Below are 23,716 nucleotides of genomic sequence, written 5' to 3' on the forward strand. Positions count from 1 at the left end.
CTACAATACGCTACAAATGTAAAGATGTACCATGGTTTAAAATGCAAAAAGCCGGACTTATTAAGTTCCGGCCTCCTGTTTAATATCCTGACGGCTTTATTTACTTTTTACCGCTGCCCCCCACCGCCGCCGGTGGTGTTGCTTCTGCTGCACCTTTTTTAGCCTTGGCAAAGTCTCCTGCCTTAACGATCACCAGCTTGTTATAGTCGATGTATTTATTAAAAGCGGCCTTAATTTGTTCAGGTGTGAGAGATTCGATTTTCTTCTCAAAATCCGCGTCCCAGTTCATGGTACGGTCCAGGTAAAGATTGTTGTTCAACGTGGCCGAAAGAGACGCATCCTGCGCTCTGCCTACCGGACGCGACTGGAGATAGCCGGACTTGGCAGCTTTGATTTCTTCCGCTGTAAATCCATCTTTAACCGCTCTTTCCACTTCCTCTTTAAACGCCTGTTCCAGCTTTTCTACATTCTGCGGTGCGTAGATGGCGTATGCCATAAAAGACCCATTTTTATCCAGCGGGCTGGCGGATAATTGTGAATATACACCATAACTCAGACCATCCTTCTGACGTATCCTGGTGGATAAGCGGGAATTGAGTACCCCTTGGCCAAGCATATAATTACCCAGTATCAAAGCCGGATAGTCCGGATCGGTATCCTGCAACGGCATAGGAAAACCGGCTACAAAAAAGGCATTGGCCTTGTCCGGCGCTTCAATGGATGTGTTCTCGGGCTTTGCAGCAACGAAAGGCGACACCAGTCTTTTAAAAGGTTTAGCACTTTTCCAGCTTCCCAATCCGCTCGTTAAAAGTTTCTGAATTTCATCTTTGTCAAAATCTCCCACGATTGACGCAGTTGCATTACTGGCCCCGTAAAAATCTTTATAAAACTGTTTCACCTGGTCAATGGTGGCTGCTTTTATCTCCGCAATGTCTTCGTCAAAAGTACCTACGTACCTGGGATCACCCTTTGGAAACGGTGTAACCGCCCGCTGGTATTGCGTAAAAGCAATAGCCTGGGGATCACTCCTCTGCGACTCTATACCGGCGATTTCTTCTTCCTTAATTTTCTCAAACTCTCCGGCATCCAGGCGTGGCTCTTTTAATATTTCGGTAACCAGTTTGATAACAGCGGGCAGGTTAGCTTTGGTTGTTTCTATGGTTACGATCACCTGGTTTGGGCCACCGCTGAAACCCACACGGGCATTCAGTTTGTCGAATTCATCCTTCACCTGCTGGTTAGTTTTGGTTTTGGTACCCTTGTTCAGCAGCGATACAGTCAGTGCCGGAACTGCTCCTTTGTTCATCAGACTTTTCTCATCGCCATAACGCAGGGTAATCCGGCCTACCACCACATTACCACGTGTTTTCTTTGGTAACAGGGCCAGTTCAATGGTGTTCGGTTTCTCTACACGCACCGTACGGGTATCAATATTAGCCGGCGACGGATCAAAGGCTTCGCCCTGGTCTACCTGAGCCTCTCCTTTATAGTCTTTTACCAGAGCGGCAACATCCGGCGCTTCGGGCACTTCGGTTCGGGACGAGTTGGCCTCGGGAATAAATACCCCAACGGTTCGGTTGGAGGGTTTTAGATACAACTGTGCAATCCTGAAAACGTCATCCGCCGTAACTTTCCTGATCTGATCCCTAAATAAATAAGCCAGCCGCCAGTCACCCACAGCAATAAACTCACTGATGCCCAGCCCTACCCTTTCAGAATTACGGAAAGTCAGGTCCCAGTTTTTCAGGAGAGCGGTTTTAGCTCTTTCCACATCCTCGGCAGAAGGTTTCACTTTGGCTGCCGAATCGAGGGTAGCCAGAAAATCCGCTTTTGCCTCCTCCACCGACTTCTCCTTCAATACTTCCATACCCAAAATGGCATATCCCGGGTCATGAAGCTGAAAGGTAAGGTTAAAAACAGAGGTGGCTTTTTTCTTCTCGACCAAATTTTTGTATAGCTTACCGTAAGGCTCTGCTGTCAGATATTCATTTAGTACTTCCGTCGGCGGATAGTCTGCATGGGAACCTGGTGCAATATGATAGGCAGCCATCACCATCTGTACATCTCCTGTGCGCCTTACAGTCACTGTTCTTTCTCCATCCTGAACCGGCTCCTGGGTATAAGTAGCAGGTAATATCCTTGTCGGTTTTGGAATTTTACCAAAGTATTCGCTGATCATGCCTAGCGTTTTACTTTCATCGAATTTACCTGCCACCATCAGCACGGCATTGTCTGGCTGGTAATATTTTTTGTAAAAAGCCTGGATGTTTTCAATCGGATACTTCTCAATATCTGATCGGTTGCCGATCGTCGATTTTCCGTAATTGTGCCATGAGTATGCCGCATCCGCAACCCGCTGCATCAGTACTCTGAATGGGTTGTTCTCGCCGGATTCAAATTCATTACGCACCACACTGAACTCCGTATCCAGGTCCTTCTTGGCGATGAAGGAATTTACCATCCTGTCCGCTTCCAGGTCCAGCGCCCATTTCAGATTCTCCTCCGAGGACGAAAATGTTTCGTAATAGTTGGTGCGGTCATACCAGGTGGTACCGTTGGGCCTGGCACCATGTTCTGTCAGTTCCTGTGGTACATTCGGATGCTTGGGCGTTCCCTTAAAAACAAGATGCTCCAGTAAATGCGCCATACCAGCTTCACCGTAACCCTCATGCCGGGACCCTACGTTGTAAGTGATGTTAACAGTGACAGTGGGTTTGGAGGGATCCGGAAACAGCAATACTTTTAACCCGTTTTCAAGATTGTATTCTGTAATTCCTTCCACGGAGGTAATCTTCTTCACTCCCCTGGGCAAATCCTGGGCGGTAAGAGAATTGGACAGCATTGCAGAAATAAGCACTATACCCAGTGCCTTTGAGCCAATTTTTTTGCTGATCATGCCTGATTGCATTAGTTGATAAAATATAATTTATGAAAATAACGTAAGGATAGGCATAAGTCAATCATTTTCGTGATAAACGGCAAATGAATCGCAAGATTTCGGGTATATCTACCACTTTCAACATTTTCTTGCAACATTTACGTCCTGTATCATGGTATTGTCTGCGTACGGCTACCGTTTCGTATCTTGAAAAGTTATCATATTTAGGAATTCTTACAACAATGTCTGCAAACACAAAACTTATCCAAGTGGCTATCGGGCTTTCACTTCTGTTACTTGCAGGGTGTTCCAGCGGGATTCCCATTTCTACGAACACCAAGTATCCCATCGACATCATGTATGAAGGCCAGCCGGTTGAACGTCCCTACTCTGAGATAGGTATGGTGGAAATCGGCAGTGAAGACACCCTTACAAGCGATCAGACCCGCGATAACCGGATGATGATGCGCGGAAATGATGCCAAAACCAAAGAGCTGCTGATGGCCAAACTGGTGCTAAAAGCACAAAAAATAGGAGCTGATGCGCTGGTAAATGTAAAATATAAGTACTATACGTCGGTCAGCAAGGAAGGATATATGCTGTCGGGCCTTGCGGTGCGGTATCGCGGAGAATAACAAACAAATCCGGCCGGAAGGTTTAACTTTGTCATTCCAAATCAATTACCAACCTAAAATGTTATTTACAGCTGACCTGGCAAATATGCCGATAGAGGCGGAGTCCAGAGTGATTATACGCTTTCAGGATTGTGACCCGCTCATGCACCTGAACAACTCCAAATACTTTGAATACTTTTTTAACGCCCGCGAAGACCAGGTTTCCAAATTATACGGTTTCAGCTACGAAGCCATGTTCCGGGAATTGCGTACCAGCTGGGTGGTGTATCAGCATCAGATCGCCTACGTGCGTCCGGCCCTGATCAGTGAATGGGTCAGGATCACCTCTCGGGTGATCTATTTCAATGAGGATACCATGGTGACTGAATATTTCATGACGAACGACCATCGTACCCAATTGAAAACAGTGCTCTGGACCACATCCAAGCACATCAGCATTACGGATGGCAAACGTACGCCTCACCCGAAGGAAGTGATGGATTACCTGGAAGCCACCTGTGTACCCGGACTGGATTTTCCTTCGCTTGAGTTCAACAGCCGTATTCATGCCATTAAACAATCTCTTGCTACGGAAGTTTAATCGGGTATTATTTTAGTGGAAATCAGCTTTCCCGCTGCGGTATCCTGGCGGGTAGTATCCACCGGAACAAACGGTATTCTTACACCCGGTTTCGTCATGGGTACAAACCTGTTGAAGCTGTGTGTGAACTGCATGCTCACCCCGCCCGTGGTGAAGGAGCCGTTGAGGAGAAAGTTATTCTGGATGTTCCGGTTGTATGCCTTCACCCTGACGGAGCCAGTCCTGTTAAGCCAGTATTCCAGGGTCCACTCACCCAGTATGCTGGCCGCATCATACTGCGTGGCTCCGCCGACGGTACCATTGCTGATCCTGCCGTCGCGTGTTACCCGGAAACGGTCATTCAAAAACCGGTAAGAAAAGCGCAGCTGAAGATTGTTAAGAGCATTCTGGTCCAGCGACAATCCTGAAACCCCTACCTCCAGATTTTCATTGATCTCGGAAGCCCAGCGACTGATCTGGTTGGATACCAGTTCGCTTATACTGTTCCCCAGAAAGCTTTGCCCGGTGGCCTGGCTGGCCAGACTGCTTTCCGGCAAGAGCTGGTTCATAACCAGCAGGCTTGTTACCTGGCGGCTTAGTTCCTGCTCATCCGTTTTCAGCTTATTCTGAAATGCCTCAAGGTATCCCTGATAATTGTTGGAGCTCAGCGTAGGGTTGTCGAGTATCTTTAGATCATACTTGATCTGGGGAGACATAAGTTTGTCTGAAAGACCAATGGTGACTTCTACGGGATATCTGCGGGACAGTACATCATTGGTTGTGGTACCTGTACCCTGATTATTCAATACTCCCAGCAGGGAAACAGACTGAGTATAACCGGCCTTCACATCCAGCTGGGCACCATAAGGATCACCCGACCATACGATCCTGCTTCCACGCTTAATGGTGAATTTTTTGTTAATGACATTCTGAAGTGTAAAATTATAATCCCCCTTTTCAATCTCATAGGTACCGGCCATGGTGAAATCTCCCTGGGTATCGATGTTCATGTTGATCCTCCCGCTTCCTACCCCTCTGATAATATCTCCCGTCTGCCTGTCAAAAATAATTTCGCAGGTTGCATCAGGGGTAAGGTTAAAATTAAAATCCATTTTTATCCCTCCTGCCAACGTTTCCTGACGTCTCTTTTCCCCTGTTTTGGAAGTATCCTCTTTGGGTAGCTGGCTCACAAACTGGATATAGTCCTGGGTTGCTACCTCCGTTGCGCCATCCAGCGGAATGAATATTTTAGTTCCCTTATTGCTGGTTGCATTGGCTTCAATATTGAGGTTGTCGATAGGGCCATACACACTCACCGGGCCTGTAACGAAGGCCGTTCCATAAAACATGTCATTATCCTGTGCGGTGGTATTGAGAATTTTGAAACTCCGCAGATCTGCATTAAAACCCAAAGAGAATAACTTGAAGCCATCGTGAAAAACCCCGCCACGTACGGTGGCCGTATTGCCATCTGTATCCGTCAAAAGGATATTATTCACCGAAATTTCACTCTCGCTAAAGTTAATTTTATCACTGAAAGTAAATACCGATTGCAGATAATCAAATTTCATCCGCCCTTTTTCCACCATCAGGGAACCTTCCAGTACCGGAGCATTGACTACCCCTTTGATGGTCACAGTTCCCTGGGCACGGCCGGAGATGTCCGATACCAATCCCTGCGTAAAAGGTTCAAGTGACTTGAAATCGATCTGATTAAAGACCGCTTTCATATTGAGGGTATTGGTCGGCAACGTGGGCCTGTAAGATCCTGTAAGGTTGAAAACACGGCTCAGATTTTTATCCAGATGCGCATCCACTTCCAGGGCTCCAGTCACCTGGTCCCAATCCCCCGAACCCGAAAAGTTACCGAACTCGTACTTATCGTACCCCAGGCTTTCGACATTAAAACTGACATCCAGCCCGGTACTTTTATAAATATCACGGATTTTGGCCGAGCCGTCCATGATCCCTGCCAGTTTGATGTTAAAAACAGGATTAATGGAGTTAAGTCTGAAATTTCTGATCTCAAGGTTCAGGCTTTTATCGGGGTCGCTCGAAATCAATCCATTGAGCGCAATCCGTTGCTTCCCGCTGACAAGCCCCAGGTTCCTTAGGGTTACTTCGGTTCCGGCAATGGATATGAGGCTGTTATCCGGTACATTCCATTCTTCTTCCAGCAGGTTCAATTTTGAATCTTTAAAACTGATGTCAAGGCCCTCCTGCTGAAATCTTATTTCTCCTTTCAAATTCGCCTTATTGGTACTGCTCACCTGCCTGATCCCTCCGTTAAAATCAATATGATCCTCATCCCAGGTACCCTCAAGTTCTAGTTTTTCGGTCGGGACCAATACGCTGATCTGCTGTTTTTCCGAAGTTACAAGAGCAGAAGCCAGTACCTCTGCATTGTTTACAAACTTTGAAGTAGTAATATCCACCTCCGAATGCTGGAATTCATTTTTGCCGTACCGGGCGGTATCCGCCGTCATGTTTAAGGTAAGAAAGGCGGTATTATCTATCTTGAATGTACCCTCCACTCTTGCTCCTCTGGACAAGTATAAGTCGGGGCTCAAAAAAGCAAAGAACCTTGGCAGGTTCCGTCCTTCTACTTCATAATCAATCTGATACCGGCTGGTCAGTTGCTCCAACGGTTTTTTGGCATAATAGGCAGCACGGCTGTTTTCATTTTCAAAGAAATAGAGCTTGTATTCCTGCATCACCCGGCTGATATCTTTCCAGGCCTGAGTGGGCAAAAAATCTCCTTCCAGTTTCGCGGTTAAGAATTCACTCGCCAGAAGAACGGACCTTCGGTCTTCCCTAATCACCGAGGAAAGGATCAGCGTATCCACGACCAGATTACGGTCTTTGCGGGAATGCAGCAAAAAAGTATTCAACAGCTTCGCATTTCCCGTAAGATCATCCACGCTATTTCCGGAAAGCTTGATATCCAGATCCGTTTTCAGTGTAATACTGTCTTTCACCAGTCCCAGTTCCCGGAGGTTCGCCCTTTGAATTACACCGTTCACATCAAAGGAATTTCTTGCTTTCGAAAGATCAAATTCCCCGTCCAGGCTCAGAACCAGATTGCTGTCCCTCGCACTGACCTCCCCATTAAAATACTGGTTCTGAAGATTCCCTTTCAGTTTGATATTCCTGTAATTGTAATCCTTAAAGCCTATCCTGCTTACCACTGCGTCCAGATTGGTGGAGGCATATTTAACTTCCAGACCTTTTCCGCTGATCGTCCCGTCCATATCAATCCTCTGATAGGTTTCCTCATCGTCCAGCAATTTTCCCAGTTCAAAGTCAGCAGAACTTATCTTACCCGCGTATGTAGTAAACTCATTGCCCGAAACATGGAACATCAGATCACAGGCAAGCTGGCCCAGGGCCGAGGAAACGTCTGCCTTAACCGCAAAATCCTCCAGGGTACCTTTGAAAGATCCATCCAGAAGCGTTACTCCAAATTTATCCAGCGTCGGATGCATGTCCCATTCGGGATAATACTGAACAATATCTTCAGGCTGGATTTTGGATAATGAAAGCTGCAGGTCCATCCACACCCCTTCCAGCTTGGGAAGGCCTTTAAAACCCAGACTTCCGATGATCCTGCTCCCCTTTCCAAAGTGCAGGTCCGTATTGGAAAGTACAAAATCATCTACTTTCCCGTTAAAATCACCCGATACTTTCCAGTTTTCATGCAGGGCATCCACGTAGGTAGAGAAAAGCCCCAGGTCGGTGGAACTGATCTGGCTATCTTTCAAATGCCCTTTTATAAATACTTTATGGTTGAAATCACCCAGCTCACCCGACCGCTGATACAGGAAAACGATTTGGTCTTTCAGATGCGACTTGCCTATGTGGGCGTCCAGTTCTTTAAGCTCCATCTTTTTCTGACTGAACAGGAATCGGGTGCTGAGCTCGTGCATCTGCAGGCCCGTCTGGTGATCCACCGTGCGCAGGTTTCTGGCGACAAAAGAAATAGTATCCCCCTGTACAAGAAAGTCTTTCAGATCACCATGGATGTGGTTCAGCCTGAAATGATAGTAATCAAACGTCCGGCTGCCTGTTCTTTTTCCCTCCCGCGGATCGTCATAAGTAAAAGTACCGTCAATTACTTTTGACCGGCCAATGGTAAAAGGAGTGTTATTTTCAGGGACATTTGGCGGCCTGGGCACAGCAGGAGCTGTAAGTTCACCAATTCGTTCTATAAAGCCATCCATATTGAGCATCCCTGCCTCAGGAACAACAACCAGATGCACGGTTGGCTGGTATATATTCACTTCATCCAGATGGATCTCTTTGGCGGCGTTTTCTATGATGTTATTCAGATTGAGGTTTACATCAATCCGTCCCACATCAATCATATTCTTCTGGTTGGTATCTTTCACCGCCACGCCCTCAAGAGATACCACATCAAACCATTTGATGTTGACGCGCTCTATACTTACCGGGTATTTTAACTTTTCGGAGATGCTTGTGGTAACCATTTGTACCACACTGGTTTGTACGGACGGAAACTGAAGTGCTATGGTACAAATCCCCAGCGCAAGCAGCGCAAAGATTAATACCACTACAAGACCGTTGATGATCGCCTTCAGTACTCCTATCATATCCCTTCTCTGGGTAAGGCTTGGTAAATAACACTCCGTGCCTGCGTTATGGGAACAGACACCAAGTATTAAATGCTTACTTTTGCAAAATAATTCTCAAAACCTTATGAATATTCTAGCTATTGAATCGTCCTGTGACGAAACTTCGGCTGCCATTTTTACTAACGGAAAGATTGCTTCCAATGTTATAGCCACGCAACTCATTCATTCACAATATGGCGGCGTGGTACCCGAACTAGCTTCCCGGGCACACCAGCAACATATTCTCCCGGTGGTGGACAAGGCTTTGAAAGATGCAAAAGTAACAAAAAATGACCTGGATGCTATCGCTTTTACCAAAGGACCGGGATTATTAGGGGCATTGTTGGTCGGAACTTCTTTTGCCAAAGCCATGGCGTTGGCTTTGAATATCCCGCTGATCGAGGTAAATCATATGCAGGCCCATGTTCTGGCACATTTTATCGATGACCCCAAACCCTCGTTTCCGTTTTTGTGCCTTACCGTAAGCGGAGGGCATACGCAGATCGTAAAGGTAACAGGCCCTCTGGAAATGGAGATCATCGGAGAAACAAAGGATGATGCCGTAGGAGAAGCTTTTGACAAAACAGCCAAATTATTAGACCTGCCCTACCCTGGCGGGCCTTTGATTGACAAATATGCCAAACTGGGAAATTCTGCTGCCTTCCTTTTTCCGCTGCCGGAAATGCCCGGCCTCGATTTTTCATTCAGTGGTATTAAAACCTCTATTTTATATTTTCTGCAAAAACAAGTTCGTGAAAACCCGGATTTTATTCGCGACAACCTGCACGATATCTGTGCCAGTGTTCAATACACCCTCATTGATATATTGCTCAAAAAACTAAAAAAAGCGGCCAGGGAAACCGGTATCACAGAAATTGCCATAGCAGGCGGTGTTTCTGCGAATTCAGGGCTTCGCCAGGCATTGTCCGGGCTAGGGGAAAAGTTGAATTGGAACATATATATACCTCATTTTGAATACTGTACCGACAATGCGGCCATGATTGCGATAGCCGGATATTATAAATACGTTAACAATGATTTTTGTGATCAGACGGTCAGTCCGATGGCGAGAATGGCATTTTGAAATAATTCTTTCTTAAAGATTTTGTGAAACATTTATATCCTTTTTTTCTGGTAACAGGGTTGCTTATCTGCCCGGATCTTAAAGCACAGTCCGCCCATGTGCTGAAAAGTGACCTGAAAATCCGTGCCGTACACAAGATAGAAAATACCGACCTGCAAGTGAGGCTAAGATACAGCCCGACAAACGATTCCTTTTACACCATTGATTTAAGCGGAGGCTTACATCACCTCGTTAAAAATGCGGACGGGACGTTTCAGAACAGCAGAGTCTCGGGGGTTGAGGATCATGGTATCAATTATCTGCAGGGGCTGGCCATCCGGGATGGCTGGATTTACCTGGCTGGTAATGTGGTCATCCAACAGGGGGTTTCCGGATATGGAAAGGCAGTAAAAGCTCAGATCCGACCCGGCCTTCCGTTTTTATGGGTTGAAATATTCCGTACCGAGGCACACGCATCATCTAAAACACTGTTCGACCATTCGTTCAGTGCCATTTGTTTCTCCGCCGACGGAAAAGATATTTACATCTCAAGCGGTTCACGAACCGATCATGGAGAGGTCAAGAATAACGAAGGCCTGTACCCCAATCTCCGGGAAGTGGCGTTAACCAGTGCCATTTATAAATTACCCGCCGGTACCGAAAAATTGTTCCTTCCCAACGACTCCGCTTCACTGGCTCCCTACATTTTTGTCAGAGGCGTCCGGAATGCATTTGGCCTTGCGGTTGCCGCCAATGGTGATCTTTTCAGTGTGGAAAATTCCGGTGAACGGGATGACCCTGAGGAAATGAACTGGATCAGGCCGGGAGCACACTATGGTTTCCCATGGGAAATAGGCGGGAACGATAATCCGATGCAGTTTGCGGGATACGACCCCGAAGCCGACAAATTGCTCAATCACCAGTATACCGGTTACAAAACCAAAGCATTTTATGACGACCCGGCGTATCCAAAAAAACCGGCCGGCCTTGTTTACCGGACGCCAGTGGTGAACCTGGGGCCGGACGCAGATAAATTTCGCGACCCTGTCACGGGCATCGTAAAAGACGCCAGTGATACAGGTACCGGCATCACGACGTTTTCCGGACATCGATCGCCCGTTGGATTATCATTTGATACAAAAAACGCTCTTAAAGGCATGTACACCGGCAAAGGGTTTATGCTGAGTTACCAGAAAGGCTACGACGGATACGGGCCGTTGGAAGAGACCGGGCAAGATCTGCTGATGCTCGATTTAAAAAAGAACCTTGCCGGTGATAACTATGAACTTCATGCCTTTCAGATCGCCGAGGGTTTCCAGGAACCTACTGACTCGGAAATTAACGGCAATAAAATCTATATACTGGAAGAACGTGGCCAGATATGGGAAATAACGTTTCCTCAGGAAATCATCACGGGAACAGATCCTGAGTCTCGGGCCTTCAAAGTGTATCCCAATCTGGCATCGGACAAACTCTTCCTCGAAGGACCGGGCCTGAACGAAATATCTGCCATATACATCCATGATATCACCGGAAGACAGGTTTTGTCATACCTGCCGCAGCAGGTGACCGGTTATGCAGAAATGGATGTATCCGGTCTACAAGCCGGTATTTATATTATCCAGACCATTACCGCCCGTCATCATTTCACAAAAAAGATTCTGATCAGCAGATGAAATTCCGATTGATACTCCTCCTGGTTATTCTGGTTGCATGCTCCGAAAAAGGGACGGAAGAAATTATTTCCAAGCCGAGTTTAGCTTCCTTCAGCCCGGCAAGCGGCGGAAAAGGGACCGTAGTTACCTTCTCAGGTGAAAACTTCGGCTCCGATGTATCCAAAGTTTCCGTAAAACTGAACAGCATGGATGCCAGGATTATTTCCGTCTCCGACAAGGCCATTACTGCAGAAGTACCGGGGAAGTCGGGATACGGAAATTTCGAGCTTAAAATAAACGGTGAAACTTTTACCACGACTGAAAAATTCAGATACCTGTATTCCGGGACGGTCAGCTATTTTTCCGGAGGTGAAAGCGGATATGCCGATGGACCAGCGCAGGCCGTGAAGTTTAGCGGTATTTATAACATTCTTTATGACAAGGGAAACATTTATACTGTTGATCTGGGCAACTGTATGATCCGGAAAACCATTCTGGATGGCTCCACTTCAACCATCGTGGGTACGCCTCATTCAGGATTTCAAGATGGCAAGGGGGATGAGGCGCTCATGAAATTTCCGATTGGTATGGACATCACACCCGATGGAGTTATTTATGTGGCAGATGCCTACAACAGTGCGATCAGGAAAGTGACTACCGATGGTACACTGACCACCTACACGGGCAACCCGCAGCGTTCGGGTTATGAGGATGGGTCGCTGCAGCATGCAAAGTTTAAAACGCCATACGGCGTCAAACTTGATCAATCAGGAAACCTGTGGGTGTGTGATACGGAGAATGCCCGGATCAGGAAAATCACTCCGGATGGAAATGTCAGTACCTATGCCGGCAGTACGGAGGGATATGCCGACGGTACATTAAAAGAGGCCAAATTCAAAATGCCTGCTTATCTTACCTTTGACGAAGCCGGAAACATGTACATTGCCGACAAACATAATCACTGCATCCGGCTGATCACCCCTGCGGGCCAGGTTTCTACAATTGCGGGACAACCTACCCAAAACGGGTACGCCGATGGGAAAGGCAATGCCGCTAAGTTTGACCAGCCCAGTAATATCCAGGTAGATAAGCTAGGTATGATGTATGTCACAGACTTGTACAATCACTGCGTCAGGCTTATTTACCCTGACGGGACAGTAACCACCCTGGCAGGTAAGCCGGGCAAATCGGGGTATGCAGAAGGAAAAGGACAGGATGCTTTATTTTATCACCCACAGGGCAGCACACTTGACCCTGCCGGAAACCTCTATATCAGTGATTCTTACAATAATCGTATCCGGAAAATCACAATAGAATAAAACATTACTGCCTGGCTTCGGAGACGGACCAGCGTAAAAAACTTCGTTCATCATGCAGAATTCACAACACAAAATCGGCTGGCTTACTGCCTGCGCATTGGTTGTTTCCAATATGGTTGGAACGGGAGTTTTCACAAGCCTCGGTTTTCAGCTGGATAGCATTCAAAATACGTGGTCCATCATTTTGCTCTGGACGCTTGGAGGTATCCTGGCGCTCATCGGTGCCTTTACTTTTGCTGAACTGGGGACACACTATGCCAATGAAAACGGTGGCGACTATGTTTTCATTTCAAAAGGTATTCACCCGTTTTTCGGTTACCTGTCGGCCCTGGTATCTATGGTTGCGGGGTTTTCTGCGCCAGTTGCCATTGCGGGAATTGCCATGGAAGCCTATCTGGCCCCGTTTCACATTTCACATCCCCGTATCCTCACCGTTTCCATCATCCTGGTGATCGGATTCATCCATTCCTTTAGCCTTAAACACAGCGGCATTTTTCAGAATTTTTCGACGACCATTAAAGTACTCTTTATTGTTATGATCCTGGCTTGCGGCGTTTACTTTTCCTCTCTGCCGGGAAACGCCATACGGCTGGACAATAGCTACAGGTCCGAAATCCTGACCTCCGGTTTTGCCGTTTCGCTGCTTTATGTTACTTATGCCTACACGGGGTGGAACGCTGCCGCTTACATTGTTTCAGAAATCAAAGATCCCAGAAAAAATTTACCCAAAGCTTTACTGACGGCTACCCTGGCAGTCACCGTGACGTACATATTACTGCAACTGGTATTCTTAAAATTTGCCTCCGCCGAACAACTGAAAGGCAAGGCCGATGTAGCCGTTATTTCCTTTTCCAATCTCTTCGGAAGCAATGGAATAAAATGGATCAGTGTCGGGATCTCTGTACAGCTAATTGCCACCATGAGCTCTTATGTGTGGATTGGCTCCCGTATCACGCGGCGCATGGCTCGGGATTATCCTCTCTGGAAATATTTTGACCATATGAATCGCCGGGACATTCCGGTCCGGGCGATATGGTTACAGATCGGTATTACCTGTCTGCTTTTATTTTCCGGGACATTGGAACAGGTACTGCTTTATACTTCCTTCGTACTCCAGCTGATGGGCACGCTGGCTGTTGCAAGCTTGCTGGGCTCCCAAAGAAAACCCGGTGATTATCCCAGCCCGTTTCGCCCCTGGCTTCAATGGACCTACATTATTTTTAGTATTTGTGTACTGGGATTTATAGCAATTGACAAACCTCTGGAAAGTTTTGCCGGCCTTGCGGTTGTTTTACTGGCAGGTATCTCCTATTTTCTGAAACCTCCGCAGGCAAAAACGGATGATGCTCCTAACAGCGAAAAATTTTAGAATTTCAGAAACGGTAACTGAATAAATTCTTCGTTTGGATTTCATAAAACTGGGCCTTATGATTTTCTTTACAGCCTATTACATCAGCATACAGCAATGGTACTCTCAGAAATATGGATATATCCGGTAAAATCACTCGGCGGAATCCGGCTGAAAGAAGCAAAAGTGGAAGAAAGAGGGCTGCAATTTGACCGCCGGTGGATGATTGTAGATGAAAACGGAATGTTCCTTACGCAAAGGGCCCAGCCCAGAATGGCCTTACTGGATGTATCTCTTGAACAGCACGGATTAAAAATTACAGACCGCCTTTACGAATCAGGATTTGTGACAATACCGTATGAAACGGTATCCGGACCAGAAATAAAAGTTACCGTGTGGGACGATGAAGTATCCGCGGAGGTCGTAAGCGAAGAAGCCAGCAACTGGCTGAGCCGGTACCTGCAGCTGCCTGTAAAGCTTGTAAAAATGCCGGAAGCTTGTGATCGAAAAGCTGATCCGAAATATGCCCCGAACAATGAGCATGTGAGCTTTGCAGACGGCTTCCCATTTCTGCTGATATCTCAGGAGTCTCTGGACGATTTAAATACCAGGCTTCAGGTACCCGTTACCATGCTCCGCTTCCGTCCCAACTTTGTTGTGGCCGGTGCTACCGCTTACCTGGAAGACGAGCTTAATAAGATAAGCATTTCAGGTATTGAATTTTCATTGGTTAAACCCTGCTCGCGCTGTGTCCTTACCACCATTGACCCCGTAACGGCCGATAAAGGCTCCGAACCTTTAAAAACACTTGCGTCTTACCGGCGCCTAAATAACAAGGTACTTTTTGGACAAAATCTTGTCGCCAGCAAGGAAGGAGTTGTGCAGGAAGGGGATTCTGTTTTAGTTTTGCACTGAAATATGCGTGCAGTAAAAACCAAGTCCGTCAAACACCTGCTTTCTTCCGGGAGCCGGGAAGATGTATCTTTCCTTCAATATCTTAATTTAGAACGGGTTGCCTGTTCGCTTGTATTTTTCATTATAGCCAGTCGTCTTCCCGAAGGAAAATCGGAACCGGATTATAAGCTTGCACTGATTTTAGGTCTTGCAGTATACGCTGCCGGAATCGTAAGCGAGTTTGTTTTACCTAAAACAAACGCCCTTTTTGCCAGGAGAAAGGCATTCTTTAAATCTAATCAGATTGTGCTGGTACGATCCGCGGCTGTGGCCGTTCTGATAGCCCTTCTTTTTTGCTTCTTCCAAAATCGTCAGATCTGGATTTTCGGGATTGCACTCACTGGCGTGAGTGGACTTTATTTTTATTTATTTTCAAAAATCCTGACGGGTTCTGAGGCAGGTACAATCGGAAAGCTGGCCCGCTCGCTCATTTTTTGCGCCGGCAGCTGGTGTATCACCTGGCTAGGAACCGATGTCCCGTCCGAAAGTATACTGGCAGGCTCCATATTATTGCTTATTTTCTTCCAGAATACCTTATTACGAGCGCTTTATGTTCAGTATGCCGGTGCAGGAAAAGGGCTGACCAAAGGGGATAGCTCCGGGAACCTGATCAGGATCATTACTGTAATCATACTCATGCTGGGGGCTGCCGGATGTTATTTTACAACTTTCCGTTTCGCTCAGCGGCTATTCGGGATACTGATGCTCACCTCGGCTTTTCAGTATATGCTTACATTAGGGAAACATTCGCTTTACCGTAAAGGCTACGCGCGGGCACTGATCGAATGGGTAATGATTTTACCTTTTACCATTTTGTGAAAGTGATGGTCTCAAAACGAAAAAACCTGCCATGCAAGACAGGTTTTTTCGTTTCATTAATTTCTTCTGATCAGGACTGCGCCTCGCCCTCGGCAGAACCGCTTGCCTGAAAGGGACTTTTCATAATTCCCCTTTCCGAATTCCTTATGAAATTTATAATGATATCTCTCTCGTCAGACGGAGGAAGTTCCAGCTCAATTTTCTGCATGGCCTCAGCATTGTTGAGTCCCTTCATATAAACGTAGCGATAGATATTCTGTATCTCAATGATCTTTTCATTGCTGAAACCACGGCGTCTTAATCCTACCGAATTAATACCTGCATAAGAAATAGGCTCCCTTGCGGCCTTGGTAAAGGGTGGTACGTCCTTACGTACCAGTGAAGCTCCCGAAACAAAAGCATGCGGACCTATCTTAACAAACTGGTGAACAGCGCTTAATGCACTGATAATGGCCCAGTCTCCCACGTGGACATGCCCGGCCATCTGCACGTTATTACCTATGATACAACTGCTTCCGACCCGACAGTCGTGTGCTACGTGCGCATAGGCCATAATGAGACAGTCGGCACCTACTACCGTTTTCCAGTGCTCTTCGGTACCGCGGCTGATGGTTGCATATTCACGGATCGTGGTATTGTCACCGATGATCGTGAGGGTGTACTCATTGTTGTATTTCAGATCCTGAGGCGTGGCCGAAATTACCGCTCCCGGGTAAATTTTGCAGTTTTTACCAATCCTTGCACCGGAATTAATTACGGCATGAGAGCCTATCCATGATCCCTCTCCAATCTCAACGTCTTGGTGAATCATAGCAAAAGGCTCTACCTCTACATTCTGAGCGATCCGAGCGTCAGGATGGATATATGATAACGATTGTGTCATTTTTTCTTTACCAGGCTTGCAATCATATCCGCTTCACATACCAGCTGACCGGAAACATATCCGCGGCCACTCATTTTTACGATCCCTCTTTTCATAGGGGAAGTAAATTCACATTTAAAAATTACGGTATCACCCGGAAAAACATTTCTTCTGAAACGACAAGCATCAATGCCAATCAGATAGGGCCAGTAATTATCAGGATCAGGGACACTTGTCAGTACAAGTATGCCTCCCGTTTGTGCCATGGCTTCCAGCTGGAGTACACCTGGCATCACAGGATTGCCCGGGAAATGACCCAGAAAATACTGTTCGTTGATGGTAACATTTTTGACCCCCACCACACTATTTTCATCCAGTGCAATGATCTTGTCGATCATCTGAAATGGATAACGATGTGCCAGCAGCTGGCCTATCTGGTTAATATCAAAGATAGGTGCCTTTTTGGGGTCATACTGAGGGATATCACCCTTTCCTGACTTAATCAGTTTCTTGATTTTTTTGGCAAGCCCTACATTGGCCGCATGTCCCGGACGGGCGGCAAGTATCTGTGCTTTGATAGGCCGGCCTATCAGTGCCAGGTCACCAATCAAATCTAGCAGCTTGTGCCGCGCCATTTCATTTGAATAGTGGAGATCCACATTATTCAAAATGCCTTTGGACTTGTCAACACTTACCTTGGGCTTGTTCAGCAGTTGCGACAGATGGTCCAGTTCACCATCTTCCACTTCCCGGTCAACAATTACGATGGCATTGGTAAGATCTCCGCCTTTGATAAGATTTTGCTTGTAAAGCGCTTCCAGTTCGTGCAGAAAAACGAAGGTACGGCAGGCCGCGATATCGTCTTTGAACAAAGTAATATCGTTCAAAGAGGCATGCTGGCTACTGATGACCTTCGAATTATAGTCCACCATCACCGTGAGGCGATAGTCCGATAACGGCAGGGCTACCAGTTCGGTATCTTTTTCTTTATTTTTATAATGAACGTATTCCGGTACTTCGAAATAGTTACGGTAGGCATTCTGCTCTTCTATTCCCGCGTCGATCAGTGCATCCACAAACCGGATGGAACTGCCGTCCATGATCGGCGGCTCAGGGCCATCCAGCTGGATCAGTACGTTGTCAATCTGTAGGCCCACCAGTGCTGCCAGTGTATGCTCAACAGTATGAATACGGGCTCCGTTCTGTTCTATGGTAGTTCCCCGCGACAAGTCGACAACGTTATCAACATCGGCATCGACGATCGGCTGATCCGGTAAATCAACCCGCTGAAATTTGTATCCATGGTTGGCTGGCGCTGGCACAAAGGTCATTGTTGCTACCACACCGGTGTGTAAACCTACTCCCGTTACTGATACGGACTTGGAAATGGTTTGTTGTTTTTCGTTCATTATATTCTCCTTATCTACTTTAAGGCGCCGGGGTCTTACTCATCAAACTGAGTGGCTTACTTGAGTATTTTTAAATTAAATAATTAATCTCTTTCCTGAACTTCCGAGTGTTCCCGTTTCCGTTCCAGATCTTTCAATCTTTCTTCCATTTCCGGTAATCTTCTTGTAAGCGCCATAGATCTCAGATGTTCTGTAAGATCCCTGGCAGGTGACCCCGAAAGCGACAACCCCTCTTTTTTGATAGACTTGCCCAACCCGCTTTGCGCGCCTATTTTCGTATTATTTGCAATAAATATGTGCCCGGTAATTCCTACTTGCCCCGCAATCACACACTGTTCCCCTATCTGCGACGATCCGGAAACTCCTGATTGCGCAGCAATTACGGTATTTTTCCCGATCTCTACATTATGAGCTATCTGAATAAGATTATCCAGCTTCACTCCTTTCCTGATAATGGTCGAACCCATTGTTGCACAGTCAATGGTTGTGTTGGAACCTATGCTCACGTCATCTTCGATCACCACATTGCCCAGCTGAGGAATGGTTTTATAGGATCCGTCGGCCAGGGGAGCAAATCCGAAACCATCACCACCAATTACTGTATTGGCAAAAATAGTACAGTTTTTCCCAATAATTGTATTATCATAAATTCTTACACCTGGATGAATGGTTGTATTGTCCCCAATCTCCACCTTGTCGCCGATGTAGGTACTAGGGTAAATTTTCACATTGTTGCCAATTATGCAGTTTTTACCTACATAAGAAAAAGCACCACGGTATCCGCCCTGCCCCATGGAACTGTTATCTCCAAAGAAACTGGGCTGCTCCACGCCAAACTTTCCACCGGCCATCAGTTTCTGATACTCTTCAAGCAGGATTGTAAAAGCGGTATATGCATTCTCAACGTAGATCAGCGTTGCCTGGATCTCCCTTTTCGGACTAAAATCTTTGTTGACAATTACAGCCGAAGATCCGGTACTATATATATACGGTTCATATTTGGTATTAGCCAAAAAAGAAATACATCCCGGCTGTCCTTCCTCGATTTTCGCAGCCGAATTAATTATAATTGTTTCATCCCCAACAATTGTTCCATCAAGCATTTTAGCAATCTCGCTGACAGTAAATTTCATATTTCTTAGGCTAAATTCAGATAACGTACCAACAGGTGTTTACAGCGATTATTAATGTGGCGCCCATGCTTTGGCCCCTGAAAGAATGCCCACATTATGAACCACGCAAAGATACATTTTTACCCCAACATACATAATACTTGCGCACAATCTTAGTGAGTGCTTCTATGGTAGGAATGTCCGATGCATCGGCTATATCAAGCAATTCTCCGGTTTTCATTTTAACGCGGATGGGGTCCTGTTCCTTTTCATAGGCCCAGTTGGTGGTTTCACCCGTCAGAAGAAAATACGACAGATCTTCCTCTCTGATCCCTGACTCCAGCAGTTCCCGGCTTTTTGCTTCCAGAATCTCCGGAGCCGGAAACGCATCAAAGAAGCTTATTTTGAACAGCTTACGATCCAGCAATCCTTTACAAAGTGCTGACAGAACCGGATCCTCGTGACTGGCCCACCCCTTCACAGAGGCCCATACGTCGTTATCATCCAAAGCGTTGAAAGATTGTAATAAATCAGGATTATTTTCGAAATCTGCAAGACTGTAAGTATTTACAATAAACCTGGAAAAATCGGGCGTCGCAAACAAAACCCTCCCGTCATTCGACAATTCCCGGGCCCGGCGCAGGATTTGTGTGAGCATGGCCTGGGCACTGAGCAACGTTTTGTGCAGGTAAACCTGCCAGTACATGAGCCGCCGGGCATGCAGGAAATTCTCTATACTGAGCAACCCCTTCTCCTCCACCACAAGCTGGTCGTGGCTGATATCAAACATTTTGATCAGCCTGTCGGCACCGATTGAGCCTTCGATAACACCCGTATAAAAACTGTCCCTGTTGAGATAATCCATCCGGTCCATATCCAGCTGGCTGGAAACCATCTGGTGAAAAAATTTCCTGGGATAAGTCCCTTCAAACATCTGAATGGCCATATCCAGCCTGCCGTTCATTTGCCGGTTCAGGTCTTTCATCAGGGCAAGGGTGATGGCTTCATGTTTCACACCCGGCATTAACACACTCTCCAGTACATGCGAAAAAGGCCCATGTCCCAGATCATGTAAAAGAATGGCAATCTGTGCCGCTTCAATTTCAGGTCCCCATATCAAATGCCCCTTTTCCTGAAGTGCCCGGAGCGTCTGGCTCATCAAATGCATGGCACCCAGGGCATGGTGAAAGCGTGTATGCAGCGCACCAGGATAAACCACATCCGCCAACCCCAATTGCTTAATTCGCCTTAGCCGCTGAAAATAAGGATGTTCTACCAGATCGAACAATAAATCCGAGGAAATGGAAATGAAACCGTAAACGGGATCGTTGATGATTTTTCTTTTGTTCAAAACTATTTTTTCTGTAAAAATAGTAAACAGACCCGGTATGAAGGAATATAATCTCGCCAATATCTCTTGCAAAATCAATTCGTTTGATTAATTTTGCACTCCGAACAGGCCAAGAGCCCGCAATGCAGTGGCATTTGGATGATGGTTGGTTATAATAATTAAATAGGGCCTATAGCTCATTCGGTTAGAGCAACTGACTCATAATCAGTAGGTGCCTGGTTCGATTCCAGGTGGGCCCACTTGAAAATCAAGGACTTAGCGAATTTCGCTAAGTCCTTTTTCATTTATGTGCAATACAATGTGCAATACAAATTTGGTTATTTGCATAGGATAAATTGAGTGCACTGATATATTTTTATTCCACGAGTTTTTTTGATTCGATAATAAACTTCACTTTAATAGTTTACTGGTAGACTTATTTAGGGTCCTTTTGCCAATCTTTTTTGAATGCCTTATTGATATTTTTGTCCTCGGCACGACACACAGAGCCTGTGGTTAATCGATACTGAGATTTTTAGCTAAAATTCTCAGCGTACAAATTTTTAATTGATCTTTTTGTTCGCTATTTTTGATTGTTCACTGAACACGAACACCTAAATAAAACGAACAAATGATTCTTGCAGAAAATGAGATTGTCGGAAGGGCACTGAGAAACCTAGAAGAAAATACCGGTATTACTGGTCATTGGACTTCTGTGCAAAACCCACATATATCCGAGACCGATGGTGAAACAAGAATAACTATGAAAGAAACCACGGTTACTTTTAATACCGAGGTAAAACGCGAATTTCGCGACTACCAGCTAGACAAGCTAATTCGTCAAGCTGAACTGAATAGACCGTTTATGCTTATTGCAGATAAGATTTATCCGGCGCAGAAGCAGCGTTTGCGCGAAAACGGAATTGCCTATCTGGATACTGCAGGGAATATTTACATCTCCAACGGCAATTTACTGTTATGGCTGGATGGTCAAAAACCAGTGCATATCGGCGCCGATACAAAAACAAATCGGGCCTTCACCAAAGCCGGCCTTAAAGTAGTTTATGCTTTCTTACAAAATCCAGAGGCTGTAAATTTCACGTACCGTGAGATTGCTAGTTTTGCCAAGGTGGCACTGGCAACAATAAACGAAGCCATATTGTCTTTGAAAGAAACCGGGCATATTGTGCAGGTTAATAAAAACCGCATGGTACTCAGTAACAAAAGAGAGTTGCTCGATAATTGGATAATAGGATATCAAAATATATTAAAACCTTCCTTATTATTAGGAACTTACCATTTCGCAGCAAGCGACCAATGGAAGCAACTGGAGTTGCCTGCAACAGCTGTTTGGGGTGGTGAACCAGCAGGCGATCTTGAAACCGCCCACCTGAATCCCCAACAATGGACTATTTATACTGCCCAAGCCAAGCTCGAGTTAGTAAAAATCCTAAGGCTTGCCCCCAAGCCTGATGGTAACTTAAATGTCTACAACAAGTTTTGGATGGACATCGCCGTGTATCCAGACAACCTTGTGACTCCCGAACTGATAACTTACGCTGACTTGGTGATCACCGGAGATGCAAGATGCATTGAAACAGCAAATATTATTTACGAAACAAAGCTCAGTAGGATATTTGATCAGCCATGAAACACACAGAATTAAAGAATGTCTTTGACACATTAGAGAAAGCTTTTACTGAACTTTCCATTGACTATTACCTGATTGGAGCCTTAGCAAGACAGATATGGTACGAAAGAGCTCAAATAAAATTCAGAACAACCAGAGATGTAGATTACGCCATTCTGGTAGGCAGTCATCAAGAATATGAAACTGTTAAGCAATACCTAATCAAAAATGAAAATTACTTACCAATCAGGGAAAATGCATTTGTACTGATATCGCCAGACGGATTTCAGGTTGACCTACTTCCATTCGGGGAAATTGAATCCCAGGGAAGTGTAAAGATTGAAGGGATAGGTATGACCACAATCCAGATAAGCGGGATGAAAGAAGTTTATGAAAACGGGACAGAGATTGTTAACCTTGAAACAGGAAACACCTTCAAGGCCGCTACATTAATTGGAATTGTTCTTCTGAAACTTGTCGCATATGATGACAGACCTGAACGAAGACAGAAGGACGCCACGGATATTGGCAACATCTTAGTAAATTTTTTCGATATGCATCAAGATTTAATATACTCCAATCATCTTGACATGTTTGATGAACAAGAACGTACACTAGAAAATATATCAGGAATCGTGCTAGGTAGGGAAATAAAAAAGATTGTCTTATCCAATGCAAACCTGATAGATCGATCGAAAAGAATTTTAATTGATCATATCAATTTTGGAGAAGAGAGTATTTTTACTCAGTTGATTGCCAAAGAAACCGGAAAAGAAATTGATTTGATAATCGGATACCTTCGAGATATTCTCTGGGGATTTGAAAATCCATCAAAACCTGTTGACTAGCATCATGGGAGAAGTTAATTCTCCAAAATACTAAGCTCATATCAGGATGCTATTGAAGATAATGCGCTTTCGGATTGAAATCTATGATCTGGAAAATCAGTTAACGGATTGCTATCTTTTCTGCTGCCAAGCCTTCCAAAAACCGGAGCCAATACCTGGTCATATTTACCAGGCGGGTTATTACGTTAATAGAAATTATTCCGGCTAATATGAAAATTAACAGAAAATTTTCCAGAGAACGGCGCACAGGACCGTATTAATCGAAAAAATTTCAGGTATACATTCCCTTTATCAACCGAGAATTATCTTAAGCAAGCCAATTTCAATATCTAATGGATCACCGTCAGTCAGAAAACATACAGATGTGTAGATTCGGTAAAATTGACCAGGTGAATACGTTCCGGGCTGAACAAATCATTTTGGTTCAGATTGAACACCATAGTCTTTCTTTTCGCCAACGAATTATCTCGGTAACCTCACACTATGACTTCTGGTTGACCATCTACACGGAATCAGGTCGTCCAAAACAATGAATTTTCCACTGAAAGAAAACGGAAGCCAGAAAGGAAACTGTTGCAAAACAACCCCTCAGGAATCGGTTACGTTGCATATTGGAGAATTCGAACGCGTCGACCATATGATTCCGTAGCAGACCATCACCTGA

The 23,716-nt window shown here is 45.5% G+C and carries 16 protein-coding genes and 1 tRNA gene; 11 read left to right on the plus strand and 6 right to left on the minus strand.

The features are described 5' to 3' along the window. Window positions 1-100: 100 nt before the first annotated feature. Window positions 101-2,896, minus strand: a complete 2,796-nt coding sequence (locus KOE27_RS17555) for a M16 family metallopeptidase (RefSeq protein WP_229252816.1) — start codon at window positions 2,894-2,896, stop codon at window positions 101-103. Between the two features lie 224 nt (window positions 2,897-3,120). On the opposite strand from KOE27_RS17555, the gene KOE27_RS17560 reads away from it, so the two are divergent. Continuing rightward, window positions 3,121-3,513 carry a hypothetical protein gene (locus KOE27_RS17560; RefSeq protein ID WP_215240134.1) on the plus strand — a complete coding sequence of 131 codons (393 nt, stop codon included), beginning with the start codon at window positions 3,121-3,123 and terminating at the stop codon, window positions 3,511-3,513. 58 nt (window positions 3,514-3,571) lie between these two features. Next, window positions 3,572-4,093, plus strand: coding sequence for an acyl-CoA thioesterase (locus KOE27_RS17565; protein WP_215240135.1), 522 nt, complete (start codon window positions 3,572-3,574; stop codon window positions 4,091-4,093). On the opposite strand, the gene KOE27_RS17570 is transcribed toward KOE27_RS17565, so the two are convergent. Beyond that, window positions 4,090-8,682, minus strand: coding sequence for a translocation/assembly module TamB domain-containing protein (locus tag KOE27_RS17570; RefSeq protein WP_215240136.1), 4,593 nt, complete (start codon window positions 8,680-8,682; stop codon window positions 4,090-4,092). The genes KOE27_RS17565 and KOE27_RS17570 overlap by 4 nt on opposite strands. 106 nt (window positions 8,683-8,788) lie before the next feature. On the opposite strand from KOE27_RS17570, the gene tsaD reads away from it, so the two are divergent. From tsaD to KOE27_RS17600, 6 genes are all read left to right on the plus strand, one after another. Beyond that, on the plus strand, window positions 8,789-9,787 hold the full coding sequence (gene tsaD / locus KOE27_RS17575; protein ID WP_215240137.1) for a tRNA (adenosine(37)-N6)-threonylcarbamoyltransferase complex transferase subunit TsaD: 999 nt from the start codon (window positions 8,789-8,791) through the stop codon (window positions 9,785-9,787). A gap of 23 nt (window positions 9,788-9,810) precedes the next feature. After that, window positions 9,811-11,442 carry a T9SS type A sorting domain-containing protein gene (locus tag KOE27_RS17580; RefSeq protein WP_215240138.1) on the plus strand — a complete coding sequence of 544 codons (1,632 nt, stop codon included), beginning with the start codon at window positions 9,811-9,813 and terminating at the stop codon, window positions 11,440-11,442. Further along, window positions 11,439-12,740, plus strand: coding sequence for an IPT/TIG domain-containing protein (locus KOE27_RS17585; protein WP_215240139.1), 1,302 nt, complete (start codon window positions 11,439-11,441; stop codon window positions 12,738-12,740). The genes KOE27_RS17580 and KOE27_RS17585 overlap by 4 nt, the downstream gene beginning before the upstream one ends. A gap of 52 nt (window positions 12,741-12,792) precedes the next feature. After that, on the plus strand, window positions 12,793-14,109 hold the full coding sequence (locus KOE27_RS17590; RefSeq protein WP_215240140.1) for an APC family permease: 1,317 nt from the start codon (window positions 12,793-12,795) through the stop codon (window positions 14,107-14,109). A 96-nt stretch (window positions 14,110-14,205) separates the two neighbouring features. Continuing rightward, on the plus strand, window positions 14,206-15,003 hold the full coding sequence (locus tag KOE27_RS17595; protein ID WP_215240141.1) for an MOSC domain-containing protein: 798 nt from the start codon (window positions 14,206-14,208) through the stop codon (window positions 15,001-15,003). A gap of 3 nt (window positions 15,004-15,006) precedes the next feature. After that, the gene (locus KOE27_RS17600; RefSeq protein WP_215240142.1) at window positions 15,007-15,861 is read left to right on the plus strand and encodes a hypothetical protein; all 855 of its coding nucleotides are present in this window, start codon (window positions 15,007-15,009) and stop codon (window positions 15,859-15,861) included. Window positions 15,862-15,931: 70 nt separating this feature from the next. On the opposite strand, the gene lpxA is transcribed toward KOE27_RS17600, so the two are convergent. From lpxA to KOE27_RS17620, 4 genes are all read right to left on the minus strand, one after another. Next, window positions 15,932-16,744 (minus strand): acyl-ACP--UDP-N-acetylglucosamine O-acyltransferase, encoded by an 813-nt coding sequence (gene lpxA, locus KOE27_RS17605; protein WP_215240143.1) that lies wholly within the window; start codon window positions 16,742-16,744, stop codon window positions 15,932-15,934. Then, a complete protein-coding gene (locus KOE27_RS17610; protein ID WP_215240144.1) occupies window positions 16,741-18,132 on the minus strand; it encodes a bifunctional UDP-3-O-[3-hydroxymyristoyl] N-acetylglucosamine deacetylase/3-hydroxyacyl-ACP dehydratase in 1,392 nt (463 codons plus the stop codon). The genes lpxA and KOE27_RS17610 overlap by 4 nt, the downstream gene beginning before the upstream one ends. A gap of 83 nt (window positions 18,133-18,215) precedes the next feature. Next, window positions 18,216-19,265 (minus strand): UDP-3-O-(3-hydroxymyristoyl)glucosamine N-acyltransferase, encoded by a 1,050-nt coding sequence (lpxD, locus tag KOE27_RS17615; RefSeq protein ID WP_215240145.1) that lies wholly within the window; start codon window positions 19,263-19,265, stop codon window positions 18,216-18,218. 94 nt (window positions 19,266-19,359) lie between these two features. Then, window positions 19,360-20,595, minus strand: coding sequence for an HD domain-containing protein (locus KOE27_RS17620; RefSeq protein ID WP_229252817.1), 1,236 nt, complete (start codon window positions 20,593-20,595; stop codon window positions 19,360-19,362). A 165-nt stretch (window positions 20,596-20,760) separates the two neighbouring features. Here KOE27_RS17620 and KOE27_RS17625 point away from each other — a divergent pair. The 3 genes from KOE27_RS17625 to KOE27_RS17635 all read left to right on the plus strand — a co-directional run bounded on the left by KOE27_RS17625 (window position 20,761) and on the right by KOE27_RS17635 (window position 23,052). After that, a tRNA-Ile gene (locus tag KOE27_RS17625) sits at window positions 20,761-20,834 on the plus strand. Window positions 20,835-21,205: 371 nt separating this feature from the next. Then, window positions 21,206-22,225, plus strand: coding sequence for a type IV toxin-antitoxin system AbiEi family antitoxin (locus KOE27_RS17630; RefSeq protein ID WP_215240146.1), 1,020 nt, complete (start codon window positions 21,206-21,208; stop codon window positions 22,223-22,225). Then, complete coding sequence (locus KOE27_RS17635; RefSeq protein ID WP_215240147.1) at window positions 22,222-23,052, plus strand: hypothetical protein; 831 nt, start codon at window positions 22,222-22,224, stop codon at window positions 23,050-23,052. The genes KOE27_RS17630 and KOE27_RS17635 overlap by 4 nt, the downstream gene beginning before the upstream one ends. Window positions 23,053-23,716: the final 664 nt, after the last annotated feature.

The organism is Dyadobacter sp. CECT 9275 (assembly GCF_907164905.1).
Classification (GTDB): domain Bacteria; phylum Bacteroidota; class Bacteroidia; order Cytophagales; family Spirosomataceae; genus Dyadobacter; species Dyadobacter helix.